Source organism: Lacticigenium naphthae DSM 19658 (assembly GCF_000425865.1).
Lineage (GTDB): Bacteria > Bacillota > Bacilli > Lactobacillales > Carnobacteriaceae_A > Lacticigenium > Lacticigenium naphthae.
Window position 1 is genome coordinate 179,842 of the sequence record NZ_AUEG01000001.1, and the last position, 17,658, is coordinate 197,499.

The window sequence follows — 17,658 nt, forward strand, 5'->3', positions numbered from 1 at the left end:
ATAATTATTTCATTTCTAAATAAAATCTATTCCTACTTTAAAAGAGCTCTTGGCCAAATAGTTCGAGCTCTAATAAAACATTTTGTTAATTTCCGAGTGCCGTTTCTTAGCCTAAACGTCTTGAACAATTTTTGCTCCAAGAGTATTCTTGAAATGGTCCAAGGCCCATTTATGCCCTAACTCGTTAAAGCTTGCTACGCAACTTTCAACGACCACTATAGAATATCCCAAATTGTATGCGTCAATTGCCGTATGAAGAACACAAATATCCGTAACTACGCCCGTCAACCAAATCTCTTCTATTTTTCTTTCTCTTAAGCGAATATCTAGGTCCGTGCCACTAAACGCAGAATAGTGACGTTTATCAATCCAATAAACAGTTTCTTTATCCTTGATATCTTCATAGGTTTCTTTCAAAGAACCAAATAATTCTCGCCCCCAAGTTCCCTTTACATTATGTAGAGGAAACAAGTCTTTTTCTGGGTGATATTTTTCATTCGGATCATGAGCATCAATTGTAAAAACAACATACTCACCTTTTTCTGCCATTTCTCTGGTTAGTCTAACAATATTGTTTTCTATTTCTTGAGCGGGTCCCCCGGCCGTCAGTGCTCCTTTTTCGTCTACAAAATCATTCGTATAATCGATAGATAATAAAGCTTTCATTTATTCCCTACCTCCCTTTAGAAATTTCTTTTATAAATAATAAAACCATTTCTGCTGATTTTTTACCTGCTTCGATAATAAATTTATCAAAAGAAATATTAGCATCTTCGTTAGCTAAATCAGAAACAGATCGAATAACTAAAAAAGGGATGTTAAATCTCCATGCAGTTTGTGCTACAGCAGCTCCTTCCATCTCAGTAACCATTGCGGATGGGAAGTTTTCTTTCATCCTGTTTAGAACTTTCTTATTGGAGATAAATGAATCTCCTGTTAAAATCAATCCTTCATGTGTAGTTAATTCTGCTTGGGTAGCTGCTAAATCCATTTTATCAAGTAAAATTTCATCTGCTCTGTATTCAAATGGCATTTGTGGTATTTGACCAAATGAATATCCAAAAGCAGTGGCATCCGCATCATTATATGCTAACATTCGGCCCAATACCACATCTCCTATATTTAAACTTGAATCTAATCCTCCAGCAGATCCAGTATTAATTATGGCTTCAACGTTATATCTTTCAATTAAAATAGTTGTAGCAATCGCTGCATTGACTTTTCCGACACCGCATTGAACAACCACTGTCTCAACATTATAAACGAGTCCTTTATAAAAGCTCATACCTGCAATCTCGCTTTTACTTTCACTTTTCATTGCTGCAATAAGTATCGTAACTTCTTGATCCATTGCACCTATAATGCCTAATTTTTCCATAAATTTCCTCCTGTGATTTAGACAAATATGATAAACAAAATCAAAATTACCAGCAAAAGTGCCACAAATAATATTGCTTTGTTTAAAATGTTTTCCACTTGTCTATATTGTTGTAACGTCACTTTTCTGCGACTCTTTGTCTTGCTAGAATGAGCGGGTTCATATTTATTTTTTTTCTTAAATTTAGAAATAATATTCTTCAATTGACTTCATCCTTATTCGATTCTAACTTATTTTTCCAATAAAATAATGCGAATACCGATTTTGCATCGCGTATTTCACCTTTTTCATAATAACTCCATGCTTCCCTAAATGTTAATGGGAATACTTCTAAAAATTCATTGTCATCTAATTTTAGAACATCATTATTTCTAATTAAATCTTTTGCTTCGTATATATATAAAAATTCATCTGTGAATCCCGGGCTGCTATAAAAAGAAGTGATGAAATCCCATTTCTTTGCCTTATATCCGGTTTCTTCTTCTAATTCTCTTTTAGCAGTTGACAGACCCTCGCCTTTATCACCACTATCCATTAATCCAGCGGGTATTTCATAAAGGCTCCTTTCAATTGGTTTGCGAAATTGTTTCACAAAAACTACTGTATCTTCATTTAAAAACGGAATAACTGCTGATGCCTGATCATGTTTAACGATTTCCCTGATTGACGTCTTTCCATCAGGTAATTCTACTTCTTTGAGCACATATTCAGTAATATTTCCTTTGTATATTGTTTGAGATGAGAGAGTCTTTTCTTCATTAACCATTTTTTACCTCTTTTCCACGTTTTTTTTATCATACCGTTGTTTATTGTTTTTTTCAATATAAGCTATAATGAATCACATATATGGTACAAAGGTCGGATAACATTTATGTCCCCATTTATGATAAAATATAAATACAAGCATACGAATGTTTTATAAAATAGGAGTGAAAAAAATGAAACCATTAATTAAAGATTTTAAAGATATTTTCATTTATACTTTTACGAGTATAACTACCTTGGTCGTTTTTATTGTATTACTAGTATTTATAGAAATGGATATAACTTTATCCCTCTTACTGAGTTTGATTTTAGGAGCATTCCTTTTTTATCAACAAGATAAAAACAAAGCATACTCAAAAAAGGATAAAAAAGTAAGATTAAAAAAACTGTCTGCTGAAAAAGAAGATTTCTATTCGGCTAAGGGACTTACTAAAGAAGAAACCCAATATTTTAGAGAAACTATGAATACTGCCAAAGCAAATATCTTAGAACTAGAAAAAAATTTCAATTCATCTTCTAAACTTAAAGCTATAGAGCATAGAAATAACACCATTAGTTTAACCAAAGGTCTATTTAAAGCTATAACCAATGAACCCAATCGGTTACATGAAGTGGATAAGTTTTTATATGTACATCTCCCTTCACTGGCTGAATTGACAAAGAAATATTTAGAAATCAATGATCATTTAGCAAAAAGCAAATCATCCTTCCAAATTTTAGAAGAAAGTGCAAACACAATCGATGATATGTGTGAGTTAGTAGCTGAAGATTATGTAAAATTTAAATCTGGTGAAATAGAGGATTTAGAGTTAGAAGTTGAATTAGCTAAACAAACTTTAAATAGTCAGGATAAACTAACAGAAGCTGAGTCATTCAAGTCAAGCGAAATATAAATTTTAGGAGTTGATGTTGTTCATGGTAGAGTTTAAAAATAACCAATCAGAAGAAACCGAAAAAGATTTAGAAGATTTATTAAGTAATCCATTTTCAGAATCTACTTTAGATTCTGAAATCCAACCGCTACCTTCAAAAAACTCAATAAAGGATTCTGTTAAGAAAGAAGAATCAATTTATTTCAATCTTTCTACTAAAAGAAAAAATCAAGCTGAGGAACTAGCAAAAAAAATCAATGTTACGGATTCTGACTCTGTTTTAAATTATGGACAAGATGCTCAGAAACAATTAACAGATTTTTCTCATTCTATGCTCACTCATGTTCAAAACCAGGAAACTGGTGCTATTGGTGAAACGCTGAATGATTTAATGTTTCATCTACAAGAGGCCAATCCAAGTGATTTAAAAGCCGACGATCGAAATCTTTTCAAAAAATTATTTGGAAAAATTAGCCGCTCAATTTATGAAACTACCGCCAAATATCAAAAAATTGGTGCTCAAGTAGATAAAATATCTTTAAAGTTGAGCAAAGAAAAAGATTTGCTTCTTGATGATAACAAAATGCTTGAAGGATTGTATCAAAAAAACTTAGAATACTTTGATGCCTTGAACGTTTATATTGCTGCCGGAGAGTTGAAAATCAATGAAATAATCGATGAAATCCTTCCGAAAGCAGTAAACAAAGCAGAAACTAGTACAAATCAAATGGACATCCAACGTGTGAATGATTTAAATCAATTTTTAGATCGATTAGAGAAAAGAGTTTATGATCTTAAAATAGCTAAACAAATGACAATTCAACAAGCGCCTCAAATCCGATTGATTCAAAATACAAATCAAGTTTTATCGGAAAAAATCCAAACTTCCATCAATACTGCAATTCCTTTATGGAAAAATCAAATTGCCGTCGCATTAACTTTGTTACGACAAAAAGAAGCAGTGACAGCTCAAAGACAAGTATCTGAAACAACTAATGATTTATTATTGAAAAATTCTGAGATGTTAAAACAATCATCAATCGAGACTGCAAGAGAAAATGAAAGAGGCATTATTGATATTGAAACTTTACAAAAAACTCAATCTAGTCTTGTTGAGACTTTGGAAGAAACCTTATCGATTCAAAAAGAAGGGCGTATGAAACGCATAGAAGCCGAAAGAGAATTGGTCACTATGGAGAATAATCTGAGAGATCAACTGCTAAAATTAACGACCGAAGATAAATAAATTTCAAAAAAGCCACCTTTTAAAAGGTGGCTTTTTTTGAGCGTTAAATTTGAACATTTTGTGACAATTGACTATACTAAGAATTGTAATACATTAATATTTTAGGAGGAATAGATTATGGGATTTATTTGGTCATTAATTGTTGGCGGTATTATTGGAGCAGTCGCAGGTTATATTGTAGGTAAAGATGTACCAGGTGGTATCATCGGAAACATCATAGCTGGTTTCTTAGGAGCTTGGATTGGCGAAAGCCTTTTCCCTAACTTGGGACCAGAAATTGGTGGATTTGTTATTATACCGGCTTTAATTGGTGCAATCATTTTAGTGTTTGTATTCTCGCTGATCATTGGCAGAAAAAAATAACAAGGTTTAAAAAAGACTCCCAGTTAACTATCAAAATAGTTAACTGGGAGTCTTTTTTACTCACTGTGATCAAGCTTTAACCACATTAGCTGCTTGAGGTCCACGATCTCCCTCTACGATTTCAAACTCTACTTCTTGACCTTCTTCAAGAGATTTGTATCCTTCTTCATTAATTGCACTAAAATGAACGAAAACATCATCATGACCTTCGACTTCAATGAAACCGAATCCTTTTTCTGCATTAAACCATTTTACTGTTCCTCTTTCCACAATATTACCTCCAAAGTATTATTGTAACAAACTCGATCGATCCATAGATGATACATTTTATTGCAAACTCTATTTCAATAAATCAAAGTCTATCACTATACAAATTATATAAAAAAATGGCTATTTATGCAAGGGCTACCATTATAAAAAAATGCAAAACAATAAAAAAAACCTCCCCATATCGAGGAGGTTTTTCCCATTGTTTATTGCTAGTTATTAGCTTATTTTTCTGAATCATTTTCCTCAAAATATTGTGGATAATGGTCTGTAACAATAGTATGGCATCGCCCACATAAATTAGGCGCTTCTTCGATTGTACCAACTTCTTCACTTATAATTCGACATCTCTCACAGGTCTCTCCATGTTTATGTTCTACTTTGATGGACAGCCCTTCAAATTCAAGGAGATCTGAAGATGGTTCTTCTTCGCTAATTTCTAATTCTGAAACAATCAACACTTGACGTAAGTCAGTATCTAAGCTTTCTAAAATAGCTCGTGTATCTTCGTTAGGATATAGAGTCACTTTCGCTTCAAAAGACTTCCCGATAACTTTTTGATCGCGAGCGACTTCTAATGCTTTTAATACATTATCTCGTATTTTCATAAATTTGGACCATCGAATCATGAGATCTTTAGCATTAGCATATTCACTAGTTTCTGGCATGTCTGCTAATTGGATATACTCTTCTTCCTCACTTAGATATGTCCAAATTTCTTCAGTAGTATGAGGTAAAATTGGAGTAAGAAGTTTCGCCATTGTTAGAGCTGCTTGATAGAAAACAGTTTGCATAGCTCTTCTCTCATAGGAATCTTCTGCTTCGATATAAACGACATCTTTCGCAAAATCTAAATAGAAATTAGATAAATCAACCGTTGTAAAGTTACTAATAGTCTTATAAATAACAGAGAATTCATAGTTCTCATAGGCAGTCTTCACTTTTTTTGTCATGTCATTTAAGCGGTTGACCATGTATTGATCGACCGATCTCAAATCTTCATAGGCAACACCATTCTGAATCGGATCAAAATCACTAGTATTTGCAAGTAGAAAGCGAATGGTATTTCTTATTTTTCTATAAATCTCTGAAACTTGGTTGATTATCTCCATGCTCACGCGAACATCTGCTTGCGAATCTACACTAGAAACCCACAACCTAATAATATCTGCACCCTTTTGCTTGATTATTTTGTTAGGATCAATAGTATTCCCAATTGATTTGCTCATTTTTCTTCCATTTCCATCTAAAACCATTCCTTGGGATAAGACTGCCTTGTAAGGAGCAGTACCATTGATAGCTACACTAGTTGTCAAACTAGAATTAAACCAGCCACGATACTGATCAGAGCCTTCTAAATAGAGATCTGCAGGGAATTTAAGGTTTTCTCTATTCTTTAAAACAGCTTCATGAGATGAACCTGAATCAAACCAAACATCCATTATATCAGTTTCTTTAGTAAATATTCCATTTGGACTTGACGGATGACTAAAACCATCTGGAAGCAAATCTTTTGCTTCTCTTTCAAACCAAACATTTGAGCCAAACTCTCCAAATAATTCAGCTACATGATTAGTCGTTTCAGGTGTAATGATCGATTCTCCATCCTCACCATAAAAAATAGGTAGCGGAACCCCCCAGGCACGTTGTCTTGAAATTACCCAGTCGCCTCTATCTCTAACCATATTGAATATTCTTTGCATCCCCCATGGTTGTAGCCAGTCAACAGTCTCAATATTGTCTAAAATATCTTGTCTGAATTTATCTATTGAAGCAAACCATTGCGGAGTTGCTCTAAATATAACTGGTTTTTTTGTACGCCAATCATGCGGGTAACTATGGACAAAGAAATCTAATTTTAATAATGCATCTTCTTTTTCGAGCCAATCAGTTATGACTTTATTTGCATCATCATAGAACATTCCTTCTAATCCTGGAGCTTCATTTGTAAAACAACCTTTGCTATCAACAGGAGATAGTATAGGTAGATTATATTTTTGTCCAACTATATAATCATCATCCCCATGGCCCGGTGCAGTATGGACCAATCCAGTTCCTTCTTCTAAAGTAACGTAGTCACCTAAAATAATTAGAGAAGTTCGATCGTACATTGGATGTTGAGCAGTCATTTGTTCCATATCGGATCCTTTTAATTCTTTTTCAATTGATACCGATTCCCAGCCTATTTTTTCTGAGACTTTATCAATCATCTCTGAAGCTATAACATATTTTTTCTCGTTGACTTTTACTACAGCATATTTGACATTTGGATTAACTGCTATTGCAAGGTTAGACGGAATCGTCCACGGTGTAGTTGTCCAAATAACAAATGCAGTATCTGTATCCAGTAAGCCTTTCCCATCTTTAACTTTAAATCCAACATAGATATTTGCTGATTTTACATCATGATATTCGATTTCTGCTTCAGCTAAAGCTGTTTCACTTGATGGGGACCAATAGATTGGTTTTAGCCCTCTATAAATATATCCTTTTTCAGCCATTTTTCCGAAAACTTTTATTTGGGATTCTTCGTATTCTTTTTGTAGAGTAACATAGGGATTATCCCATTCACCAGCTACTCCAAGACGTTTGAAATCGATTCTCTGTTTATTGATTTGTTCCCAAGCGTAGTCTTCACATAATTTACGGAATTCAGCCACACTCATATCTTTTCTGTTTACACCCTTATTAGTCAACGCTTGTTCAATAGGTAAACCATGCGTATCCCATCCTGGAACGTATGGAGCTTTAAATCCTGTCATAGACTTATAGCGGACTATGATATCTTTACTGATTTTATTTAAAGCATGACCCATATGAATATTCCCATTTGCAAATGGGGGGCCGTCATGTAATACAAAAGTTGGTTTTGATTCATTCACCTGTTGCCTTTTTTCATATATCTTTTCTTTTTCCCACTCAGACTGTCTTTCAACTTCTTTTGTCGGTAAACTTGCTCGCATAGGAAATTTAGTCTTTCCTAATTGTAACGTTTCTTTCATTTTCATTTTATTTTCTCCTTTTTTCCAAAAAATAAAAAAGACTTCTCCCATAAGGGACGAAATCTTTTCGCGGTACCACCCAATTTAAAAAGCATTAGCTTTTTCTCTCTCTTGTTAACGCCAATATACGTCTTCAACTACTTAATTCGCTGAAAAATGTACTGAATGATCAAATCATAATAGTGACCTCATCGGACTTTCACCAATCTCCGACTCGCTAAAAGGTTTATTTAGAATGCTGTTTCAGATTATACATTTGTTTTATTTAGTTGTGGACATTTCTACCGCGGGAACATTTCCCTCTTCGTCTTCCATGCCTTCTTTAGCTTCTAATATTTCTTCATCAATATTTTCGCTTTGATTCTTATTATCTAATTCAGAAGACACTTTATTTATTGTAGGGAGTTCAACTTTTTCGGTTGCTGAAACTTGTAAAATATCATCCCATTCACCTTTTTTTATTAATTCTAATTGAGATTCTATCATCAATTGTAACCTTTGTCTAAATACACGACTTTCTTTTCTTAAAGATTCAGTTTCGTGCTCGATTGTTCTCGCTTTTTCTACAGCATCTTTGAGGAGTTGATCTGCATTACTTTCTGCTTCTCTTACAATCATTTCTGCTTCTTTAGAAGTATTTTCTTTTAATCTATCAGCAGCCTCTTGTGCGACTAAAATTGATCGATTTAAAGAATCTTGCAAACTATCATAATGAGTCAGCTTTTCTTCAGCAAAACTTAATTGTTTTTCTAATTCTTTTTTCTGCTTTAGCAAAAGTTCATAATCTTTAATAATTTGGTCGAGATAATCATTTACATCATCTTGATCATAGCCGCGCATTTTGACTGAAAACTCTTTGTTATGTATATCCATAGGAGTTAAAGCCACATTCCCACCTCCATAAATTACTTTCATAATCAGTATAATCCAATTCTAACAATCAAACAAGACTTTATAAGTTTAATTGTTTTTATCCAGTATCCCTAGTTCCAACTTAACTTTTTCTTTCTTAGTTTTACCATTAATATTTTTTACTAGAAGTCTCCCTCGACCTCTAATTGAAACAACATCTAAAATACCTAATTCAAAATCAGGTTGGGTCATCTCAACCCAGTTTACTTTTATTTTCCCAGAAGAAATCATCTCTTTGGTTTTTTGTCTTGAAATATGAAAAGCTGCTGATAACACTGTATCTACTCTTAATGATGACACAATGTTTTCTTGTGTAGTCCAATTATCTTTAGGAATTATAATATCAGTATATTCCTTTTCTTCTAATTGGATATTAACTTTTCCCACTTGTTGAAATTGAGAGGCTATAAAAGGCTCCATTCCTCTATCTAGAAAAAATTGCCACCTTTCACCATCTGTGATGATATCTCCAAAAAGTTCTCTCTTCATCCCTAAAGATAGCAAACTGCCTAATATCTTTCCATGAGAAAGATGTGCAAATTTAATTGGATATCTAATTTCTAAGAGAGTAATAGAGTAATCATCCTGTGATGGTTCATAATACGGTGGAGCAATGTAAGCTCTTTTTCTTTCGGCTTCTTCGTATCCACCATAAAGGAAGAGCTTGACATTATCGTTTTTACCTACAATAGACTCCACAATAAATTGTTGTCTCGGATCTAAAAAGTTGCTTAAATAGGGTGTATACTGATCCTCGCAAATTCTGACCCAATCGTAAACGTTGTCAATGAAAGGTCGCTCATTTGCTCTGAAATGTTGATAAATCTCTTCCATATCCATCGACTCCTTCATCGTTTAGAATAAAGAAATAATTATACGAAATATCCCCAACAAACCACGATCAACTAAATCCAAAAAGAAGTATGAGGCTATACCAGCTAAACTAATCATTCCAATTGGGGGAACAATTTTTCTGAAATAACCAACATAAGGTTCACAAATGCGGATTAAAATCTGTCCCAATTTTGAATTGTATGCTCCAGGTAACCATGACAACAGGAAATAAACTACCAATAACATCTGATAAATATCAATTCCTTGTGATAAGACTCTATATAATATACTCAAAAATGAAACCATATTTTTATTATTTCCTCACTTCTCTATTAAAATTCATTTGACAATTGTTCTAATTCGTCCCCATCCATTTCCACACTCTGAGGTGTGCAAATAAATATTTCATCTCCAATACGCTGAATGTCCCCTTTAATGGCATAAACAGTTCCCATTAAAAAATCCACTATCTTTTTCGCATGGTTTTTTTCAATTCGTCTAAAGTTCAAAACAACAGATTGATTGTCTAACAACAAATCAGCGATGTCCTGCACTTCGGAGTAAGTTCGTGGCTCTACAACTTTTATTTTAGGTTTTTGAGGTGATGAATTATTCATTGTGACCACGTTCCCTCCACCGATTTGATTGATTGCTTTCTTCTGTTTTGAATCATTTTTTATTGTACTAAATTGTTTTTTTGAATCTGCAAGAAAGTCTTTTCTCTCGTTCTTTTCTTTTGTTGAAGGAGCTTCTTCAATAAAATCTTCCGCATCTTCTTCTAAATAAAAGAAGCTATTGAGTTTATTCTTGATATCCATGTTATTACTCCTTTCCTAGAGATTAATAATTAATCTCTACGTGAATTTCTTTTTCTTCTGAAAAACGGTGGAGTATTTATTTCTGAATCTTCTTCAGTGGAATCATCCCTTTTTTCATTTCTTTTAAACAAATCAAAATCGGGTTTATCCTGTTCAACTTCTTCATCTAAATCAGCCGTATTTCGTTCACGTATGCTTGGTTCTTTGCGGATATCCCAATCTCCGAACGGATCATTGCCCTTAGACGCGTTTGTTTCACGACTACTATTTAATCCTGTACTTCTCTTTTTTTGTTTGGAATCTACCGTTTTTCCTGAATCGATACCTGTTGCAATTACTGTGACAATGACTTCATCACCAAGATTTTCATTGATTGAAGTACCAAAAATAATATTTAGCTCTCTTGTAGCTGCTGCAGACACTATATCTGATGCATCTTGTGCTTCAAAGAGAGTTAAATCAGAACCTCCGGTAATGTTGAGTAATACTGACTCTGCTCCATCTATAGAAACTTCAAGTAACGGAGAGGAGATAGCCTTTTTAGTAGCTTCAGCAGTACGATTTTCGCCACTTGCAGTACCTATTCCCATTAATGCTGAACCTTGATTTTCCATCACTGTTTTAACATCGGCGAAATCTAAGTTTACGTATCCGGGTGAAGTAATTAAATCAGAAATCCCCTGTACACCTTGGCGTAACACGTTGTCCGCTTCTCTAAAGGCTTCTAGCATAGGAGTCTTTTTATCAACTATTTCGAGCAAGCGATTATTCGAGATGAGCACAAGTGTATCTACGTGCTCTTTCATTTGTTTAATACCGTCAGCAGCGAATCTACCTCTTTTAGGACCCTCAAAGGAGAACGGTCGAGTTATTACCCCAACAGTGAGTGCTCCTTGCTCTTTAGCAATTCTAGACACAATAGGTGCGGCTCCTGTACCAGTTCCTCCACCCATACCAGATGTTATAAAAATCATATCTGCACCTTTCAGTGCCTCTGCAATTTGTTCTTCACTTTCTTCTGCAGCCTTTTTCCCGATTTCAGGATTAGCCCCTGCCCCTAAACCTCGTGTTAATTTGGGTCCTAATTGAATTTTAGTCTCAGCTTGAGTATTTGCAAGTGCCTGCAAATCAGTATTGGCTACAATAAATTCAACACCTTGAACATCATCAGCAATCATACGATTTACTGCATTTCCTCCTGCTCCACCTACACCGATCACTTTAATTTTTGCCCCAATTGAAGCTAACGTATCAAATTCTAATTCCATTCGTAGTTCCTCCTAGTTTAAACTCTAATATGCTAATCTACTAATCAAAAAATGAAATAAAAAACTCTTTGATCTTGGAAAACCAACTTGTTTCATTTTCTTTTTTCCTTGATAAATCATGCTGATTATCCTTATCATCGTCTAAATTTTGCTCTCTTTGCTTTTTCACATTTACAACTTTGTTATTCAATCCCAAAGTTCCGCGATTAATAAAGTTTTGAATTTCATCTTGCTTATAAGCATAGTTAACTAATCCTACAGCATTCGTGAAAGATGGGTAACGCACTCCCATAAAATCTGGAATATAAATTTTAGCAGCTGTTTCAAAAATCTCTTCAGCTAAGTCTGTCAACCCAGGAATGGAAGATCCTCCACCTGTTAATATTATCCCCCCTGGAAGATCTAACGCCCCGATCGTATCTAATTCATCTTTAGTCGTTTCAAATATTTGAGCAACTCGTGCTTCGATAATTTCAGAAAGATATTTCTCATCGATGATTTCCGGGTCTTTATTCCCTACAGTTTTAACTTTAAATGTCTTGTCAGCTGAAGTTAAATCTGTAAAAGCATATCCATGTTCACGTTTGATTTTTTCAGCTTGGTCCATTGTTGTATTTAATACAATGGAAATATCTCTAGTAATAAAGTCTCCACCTTCTTGATCAACAAAAGAATACTTCAGTTTGCCATCATGAATAGCAGCAACAGTAGTTTGCCCTCCACCAACGTCAACAAGAACGGCTCCAAATGATTTTTCACCCTCACTTAAAGCTACACTTGCTGAAGCTAAAGGTTGAATTACCAAATCACTAATTTTCAAACCCGATCTTTCAACACATTTTTTTATATTGTGCAGAATTGTTTTTGGTCCGGAAAGCACAAAAGCTTCCAGATCTAAATTGATTCCAACCATGCCCCTCGGATCCTTTATCTCATCAAATCCATCTACAATGAATTCTTCAGGCAGGATGCCGTAAACAGAATGATCTACATCATTTATATTTTGCGTAAGTTTTTCTAAAACATTTATAATGTGTTCTTCAGATATTTCATTATTTTCATTTGAAATTTTTATTGATGCATGTCTTGGTTCAATCACTAATTGATTAGCAGGTACTCCTACGATTACTTGCTCCACTTTTACGTTCGCCTTTGCTTCTGCTTGAGCGACTGCATTTTTTATAGCTTCAACTGTTTCATCTATGTCAATAATTATTCCTTTACTGACACCTTTTGATTTTTCACTTCCTACTCCAATAATATTCATTTTCCCATTTAAAATTTCTGCAATGATAACTTTTATTGAAGTGGTTCCAATATCCAAACTAGCCAAAATTTGATTTTGAATCATGTAGATTGAAACCTCCTTTTTCCCAATGATTACGTATAATGTTGCTATTTACCATTTTACCATAAATTGAGCGTTTTCCTAGTCAATTAAATGAATTCGTCCTCATTTTTAGATTAACTTTTGGTATCAGTCTGATTGCAGATATAATTTAGTTCTCTATCAAATTTTCTTCGATAATATCTTCTTCTGCTTCAAACGGAGTAAAATAAGCTCCTACTTCTAAATCAAAGACTCCTTGAATGTTTCCAACGCTCTCTTTCATCTCAGGATAATAACTCATTTTGTTTGAAAAACGGGGTATGGACGCAATAACAATGTTTCCATCATTCATTATGACTTCAACTAATCGGTCATTATTATCATCATCGACTAAGTCAATTTCAGAAATATACTTTTCACTTCCAGATTCTAGGCTTTGTATTTCTTGAATCAACCGATCAAGTACTTCCCCTTCACTTAAATTTTTCAGTATAGGATCGTTTCCGTGTGTCACTATCTCTGATTTCTTCACAATGACCCCATTTTCTAAAACTTTGTGATAACTGTTATCTTTTTCAAGATAGGCTACTGTTTCAAATTCATTAGCCTTTATGATAATGTTATTAAACTTTTCAATTGTTAAATTTGCAGAAGAAATTTGTTCTATTTCATCTATTATTTCATTCTCTATTTCTTTTTTTTTAAATAAAGTCTCCCACAAAGGTTGATCAGCTTTAATAAGACTTGCGTCAATTATAGTTTGCTCTCCAACCGCTTTTGCTCCTCTAACTTCCACATTATTTATTACACTTAATGGACTTAAAAAATAAATAACAATCAAACTACTTGTTATAAAAAAAGAAAAGAGAAAAATAATTTTTATAGTCCATTTTCTTTTTTGCTTTTGAATATATTCTTTTTTCTTATTTTTAATAACACTCATTGAATATCACCTACTAGCTACTTTTTTTCTGTAATTTCAATATTAACTCAATTAATCGATCAGCAGAATCAGGTACACCCATTTTTTTAGCCTGTAAAGCCATTTCTTCCCTCAGTTTATGATTTTCAAGTAATATATCAATTTCTTCCACAAGAGCTTCTGCTGTCAAATCCTTCTCTTCTAATAATAGTGCAGCTCCTTTATTCACTAAACTTTTTGCATTATATGTTTGGTGATCACCAGTGACGTTTGGACTAGGTATTAATATTGTTGGGACACCTAAAGCCGTCAGTTCAGCTAAAGAGGTCGCACCGCTTCTAGATATAACAACAGACACACTTGCAAAAACACTCGGCATGTTTTTGATATAAGGCACTACTTTAATATTCCCTTTGCTATTTTTCCTTAATTTTTCTTTGATTTCATTCATAACAAACTCATAATGCAATTCACCACTTACAAATAAAACTTGATATTCTTTTTGCATGAGAGCATCAAATGCTAAGATGAATGCTTCATTTATTCTTTGAGCTCCCCTACTACCTCCAAAGATAAGAACGGTCTCTTCTTCAGGGTTTAAAGAAAATTCTTTTAGAACAGAGCTTTTTTGAACATTTGCAACTTCCTGTGCTCTAGGATTTCCAGTATAGACAACTTTATTGGCATATTTACCGAATTGTTCCTTGGCTTCTTCAAAACAAATAGCAATTGCATCTACATACCTTGCTAAAAACTTATTTGTAATTCCGGCCAGGCTATTTTGTTCATGAATAATACTTTTTATTCCTAATTTACTAGCGGCATAAACGACAGGACCACATACGTACCCACCTGTTCCGATTACGATGTCTGGTTTGAATTCAGCTACAATTTTTTTTGAAGTCTGAACACTTTTTAAAAACAAATAAATTGTTTTTAAATTATCTAGGGACAACGATCTTTTAAATCCTTGAATAGCGATTGCTTTAAATGGCACATTGTTTTCAGGTACAATACGACTTTCTAAACCACGTTCAGTGCCGACATATAAAAATTCTGATTCTGGATACTGCTCCTTGATAGACTTCATTAGGGCTAAGGCAGGATATATATGGCCACCTGTTCCTCCACCGGAAAGTAATACTCTCATAAATTGTTAAGGCGGTTAAGCCTTTTCCCCCTTTGTAAATCTTTTTATATTATGCTTGACATTATCTTTGAAATCTTCTCCACGTTCTTCAAAATCATCATATTGATCCCAGCTTGCGCAAGCTGGGGAAAGCAAAACTACATCGCCTGGTTCGCTATTCGCAAAAGCGATGTCAACAGCCTCGGCAATGGTTTCAACTTCAAATATCTTCTGAATATTTGCATTTTTAGCTAATTCAATTAATTTGCTTTTTGATTCCCCAAAAGCAATCACAATTTTTACATGATCACTCATACTTCTTTCAAGAGATTCAAAAACATCTCCTCTATCTAATCCACCTACTAATAATATAACAGGGGCAGTAAAAGATTCTAGAGCTGTTATTGTAGAGGTTTCATTTGTTGCTTTAGAGTCATTATAAAATCTCACTTTATTATATTCAGCAACGAATTCCATTCGATGAGAAACACCATAAAAATTTTGAATAACATTGACTATACTATTGTTGTCTAATCCCTTTATTTTTGCTACAGCGATAGATGCGAGAACATTTTCCAAATTATGTTTTCCAGGTAATTTGATTAATTGGACATCCATTATCTTTTCTTCTTTATAATAAATATAATTCCCTTTAATATAAACTCCTTCGATAGCTTCCTTTTTTCTCGAAAAAGGTACTAATCTGGCTTTAGATTCTTTAATCAGCTCATTGAGCTCTTCTTGGTCTGCATTAAAAATCAAACAATCAGTTTCAGTTTGATTTTGTGTGATTTTCATTTTAGCTTGAACATATTCTTTTCTAGAATTATGATAATCTAAATGAGCTGAAGTAATATTCGTTATTATAGCTATTTCAGGTTTTAATTGGTCAACCCCCATTAGCTGAAAACTGGATAATTCCATAATAACATCATCTTGTTCTTTTGCTATTTGGGCAATTATAGTGGCTGGGATACCAATATTTCCAGCAGAATAAGCTTTGCCTTTTTTTCTTTCGGCGTTTAATAAATCAGTCACTAAAGTAGTTACCGTTGTTTTCCCATTTGTCCCTGTTATTCCTACAATTGGTGCTTCTAAAACTTGAAAAGCAATCTCTACATCTGTAAAAATAGGCAGGTTTAATTCCCGAGCCCTTTGTACCATTTTATTCTCATACGGAATTCCTGGGTTTTTCACTATACAGTTAAAGCTATCATCTAGTAAATCAATAGGATGATATCCTGTAATCAACTGTATGTTTGCTTCTTCTAATTCTTTTTTTACAACTTCATCATCAATTTCTTTTAAATCATTGATTATTACTTTTGCTCCCAATTTTTTCAGAAGCAACGCTGCATTGAAACCTGTTTTTGCTAACCCTAATACTAATATTTTTTTATTTTCATATTTCTTTGTGTATTTCAAAACACTCATCCTTTTTTTCTCTATTCCTTACAGCATCCAATACAGTTAAGTTTACTATAAACTGACGCTTTAATCCTTTTTTTTTGTTATATTTATCAAAAAAAGACTGAGAAAAAATTCTCAGTCTGTTAATTAAAATATAATGAGATACAAAATAGAACTTATCAATCCAATTCCCCAAAAAGTAAACACTATTTTTTGTTCACTCCAGCCACTCATCTCAAAGTGGTGATGAATGGGACTCATTTTGAATACACGTTTTTTCCTTATTTTCATTGAACCTACCTGAATTATCACACTTGCAGTCTCCATAACAAATATGAACCCGATTAGTAACAATGACCATTCTCGTTCTAGTAATATTGAGATAGTTGCCAATCCACCCCCGAGTGCGAGCGAACCTACATCACCCATAAATATTTGCGCTGGTTTTTTATTGTAAAATAAGAAAGCCAAAAGCCCACCGATAATAGATAAGCTCAATAGTAAGACTGAGTATTCTTCTTGCTCCCATGCTATGAATGCATAGGTTGAGTAAGCAATTAGTGCTGTTCCGGTCGCTAAACCATCCAGTCCATCTGTTAAGTTTACAGCATTAGAAAATCCAACTATCCATATGATGATGAAGATAAAATAGAGTAATGGATTATTTAGGATCTCTAGTGCAGGCATAGTCCACTCCCGTTGAAATTCACCGAAGAAGAGGATAGCAGCAAATAAAGCTGCTCCTAGAATTTGTCCCATCAATTTTTGTAAACTAGTTAAACCTAAGTTTCTTTTCATGACTACTTTTATATAATCGTCTAAGAAGCCTAACATCCCATAAATAAATAGAATGAGTAATACTAAAAATAAACTTAAAGAAAAAGCATTAGTGAAAAACGATGTCACAAGAGATATAAGCATAGCACTGATTAAGAATACGACCCCTCCCATAGTAGGCGTACCACTCTTAACTTGATGCCACTTAGGACCTTCCTCTCTGGTGGTCTGTCCCAATTGTTGTTTTCTGAAATATGAAATTACTTTTGGTAAGGCTAGAAAAGTTAAAATATAACTAACTGCCACTACTACTATACCGTTTAACAAACTAATCATCTAAAAAAGTTCCTTTCTCTTTAAGTTGT

General features: G+C 33.7%; 19 protein-coding genes and 1 other annotated feature. Of the genes, 3 read left to right on the forward strand and 16 right to left on the reverse strand.

The features are described 5' to 3' along the window. Positions 1–111: 111 nt before the first annotated feature. From H626_RS0100850 to H626_RS0100865, 4 genes are read right to left on the reverse strand one after another with little or no spacing between them, the layout of a single operon-like run. Positions 112–666 (reverse strand): cysteine hydrolase family protein, encoded by a 555-nt coding sequence (locus tag H626_RS0100850; RefSeq protein WP_027107645.1) that lies wholly within the window; start codon positions 664–666, stop codon positions 112–114. Positions 667–673: 7 nt separating this feature from the next. Next, positions 674–1,378: a 5'-methylthioadenosine/adenosylhomocysteine nucleosidase gene (locus H626_RS0100855; protein ID WP_027107646.1), complete on the reverse strand. Its 705-nt coding sequence runs from the start codon at positions 1,376–1,378 to the stop codon at positions 674–676. Between the two features lie 17 nt (positions 1,379–1,395). After that, a complete protein-coding gene (locus H626_RS11825; RefSeq protein ID WP_027107647.1) occupies positions 1,396–1,581 on the reverse strand; it encodes a hypothetical protein in 186 nt (61 codons plus the stop codon). After that, positions 1,578–2,144 (reverse strand): NUDIX domain-containing protein, encoded by a 567-nt coding sequence (locus tag H626_RS0100865; protein WP_027107648.1) that lies wholly within the window; start codon positions 2,142–2,144, stop codon positions 1,578–1,580. Before H626_RS0100865 ends, H626_RS11825 begins: the two co-directional genes overlap by 4 nt. 172 nt (positions 2,145–2,316) lie before the next feature. Between H626_RS0100865 and H626_RS0100870 the strand changes: the two genes are divergently transcribed. The 3 genes from H626_RS0100870 to H626_RS0100880 all read left to right on the forward strand — a co-directional run bounded on the left by H626_RS0100870 (position 2,317) and on the right by H626_RS0100880 (position 4,624). Next, complete coding sequence (locus H626_RS0100870) at positions 2,317–3,036, forward strand: 5-bromo-4-chloroindolyl phosphate hydrolysis family protein (RefSeq protein WP_051237688.1); 720 nt, start codon at positions 2,317–2,319, stop codon at positions 3,034–3,036. A 22-nt stretch (positions 3,037–3,058) separates the two neighbouring features. Beyond that, on the forward strand, positions 3,059–4,261 hold the full coding sequence (locus tag H626_RS0100875) for a toxic anion resistance protein (protein ID WP_027107650.1): 1,203 nt from the start codon (positions 3,059–3,061) through the stop codon (positions 4,259–4,261). A 114-nt stretch (positions 4,262–4,375) separates the two neighbouring features. Next, the gene (locus tag H626_RS0100880; protein ID WP_211221935.1) at positions 4,376–4,624 is read left to right on the forward strand and encodes a GlsB/YeaQ/YmgE family stress response membrane protein; all 249 of its coding nucleotides are present in this window, start codon (positions 4,376–4,378) and stop codon (positions 4,622–4,624) included. Between the two features lie 69 nt (positions 4,625–4,693). Here the strand turns inward: H626_RS0100880 and cspD are convergent, their stop codons facing one another. From cspD to mraY, 12 genes are all read right to left on the reverse strand, one after another. Beyond that, complete coding sequence (cspD, locus tag H626_RS0100885) at positions 4,694–4,894, reverse strand: cold-shock protein CspD (RefSeq protein ID WP_027107652.1); 201 nt, start codon at positions 4,892–4,894, stop codon at positions 4,694–4,696. A gap of 221 nt (positions 4,895–5,115) precedes the next feature. Further along, a complete protein-coding gene (ileS, locus tag H626_RS0100890) occupies positions 5,116–7,899 on the reverse strand; it encodes an isoleucine--tRNA ligase (protein WP_027107653.1) in 2,784 nt (927 codons plus the stop codon). Positions 7,900–7,942: 43 nt separating this feature from the next. Next, positions 7,943–8,154: a binding site (T-box leader), on the reverse strand. Continuing rightward, a complete protein-coding gene (locus H626_RS0100900) occupies positions 8,155–8,781 on the reverse strand; it encodes a DivIVA domain-containing protein (RefSeq protein ID WP_084140121.1) in 627 nt (208 codons plus the stop codon). A 72-nt stretch (positions 8,782–8,853) separates the two neighbouring features. Further along, positions 8,854–9,639: a YlmH family RNA-binding protein gene (locus H626_RS0100905; RefSeq protein ID WP_425411615.1), complete on the reverse strand. Its 786-nt coding sequence runs from the start codon at positions 9,637–9,639 to the stop codon at positions 8,854–8,856. A 21-nt stretch (positions 9,640–9,660) separates the two neighbouring features. Next, complete coding sequence (locus tag H626_RS0100910; RefSeq protein WP_027107656.1) at positions 9,661–9,945, reverse strand: YggT family protein; 285 nt, start codon at positions 9,943–9,945, stop codon at positions 9,661–9,663. A 26-nt stretch (positions 9,946–9,971) separates the two neighbouring features. Continuing rightward, the gene (locus H626_RS0100915; RefSeq protein WP_027107657.1) at positions 9,972–10,457 is read right to left on the reverse strand and encodes a cell division protein SepF; all 486 of its coding nucleotides are present in this window, start codon (positions 10,455–10,457) and stop codon (positions 9,972–9,974) included. A 29-nt stretch (positions 10,458–10,486) separates the two neighbouring features. After that, the gene (gene ftsZ, locus H626_RS0100920; RefSeq protein ID WP_027107658.1) at positions 10,487–11,725 is read right to left on the reverse strand and encodes a cell division protein FtsZ; all 1,239 of its coding nucleotides are present in this window, start codon (positions 11,723–11,725) and stop codon (positions 10,487–10,489) included. A gap of 40 nt (positions 11,726–11,765) precedes the next feature. Further along, positions 11,766–13,076 (reverse strand): cell division protein FtsA, encoded by a 1,311-nt coding sequence (ftsA, locus tag H626_RS0100925; RefSeq protein WP_027107659.1) that lies wholly within the window; start codon positions 13,074–13,076, stop codon positions 11,766–11,768. A 148-nt stretch (positions 13,077–13,224) separates the two neighbouring features. Further along, positions 13,225–13,998 carry a cell division protein FtsQ/DivIB gene (locus H626_RS10290; protein ID WP_051237689.1) on the reverse strand — a complete coding sequence of 258 codons (774 nt, stop codon included), beginning with the start codon at positions 13,996–13,998 and terminating at the stop codon, positions 13,225–13,227. Positions 13,999–14,011: 13 nt separating this feature from the next. Then, positions 14,012–15,127: an undecaprenyldiphospho-muramoylpentapeptide beta-N-acetylglucosaminyltransferase gene (murG, locus tag H626_RS0100935; protein ID WP_027107660.1), complete on the reverse strand. Its 1,116-nt coding sequence runs from the start codon at positions 15,125–15,127 to the stop codon at positions 14,012–14,014. Positions 15,128–15,142: 15 nt separating this feature from the next. Continuing rightward, positions 15,143–16,531, reverse strand: coding sequence for a UDP-N-acetylmuramoyl-L-alanine--D-glutamate ligase (murD, locus tag H626_RS0100940; RefSeq protein WP_027107661.1), 1,389 nt, complete (start codon positions 16,529–16,531; stop codon positions 15,143–15,145). A gap of 132 nt (positions 16,532–16,663) precedes the next feature. Continuing rightward, the gene (mraY, locus tag H626_RS0100945; protein ID WP_035618135.1) at positions 16,664–17,629 is read right to left on the reverse strand and encodes a phospho-N-acetylmuramoyl-pentapeptide-transferase; all 966 of its coding nucleotides are present in this window, start codon (positions 17,627–17,629) and stop codon (positions 16,664–16,666) included. Positions 17,630–17,658 lie beyond the last annotated feature (29 nt).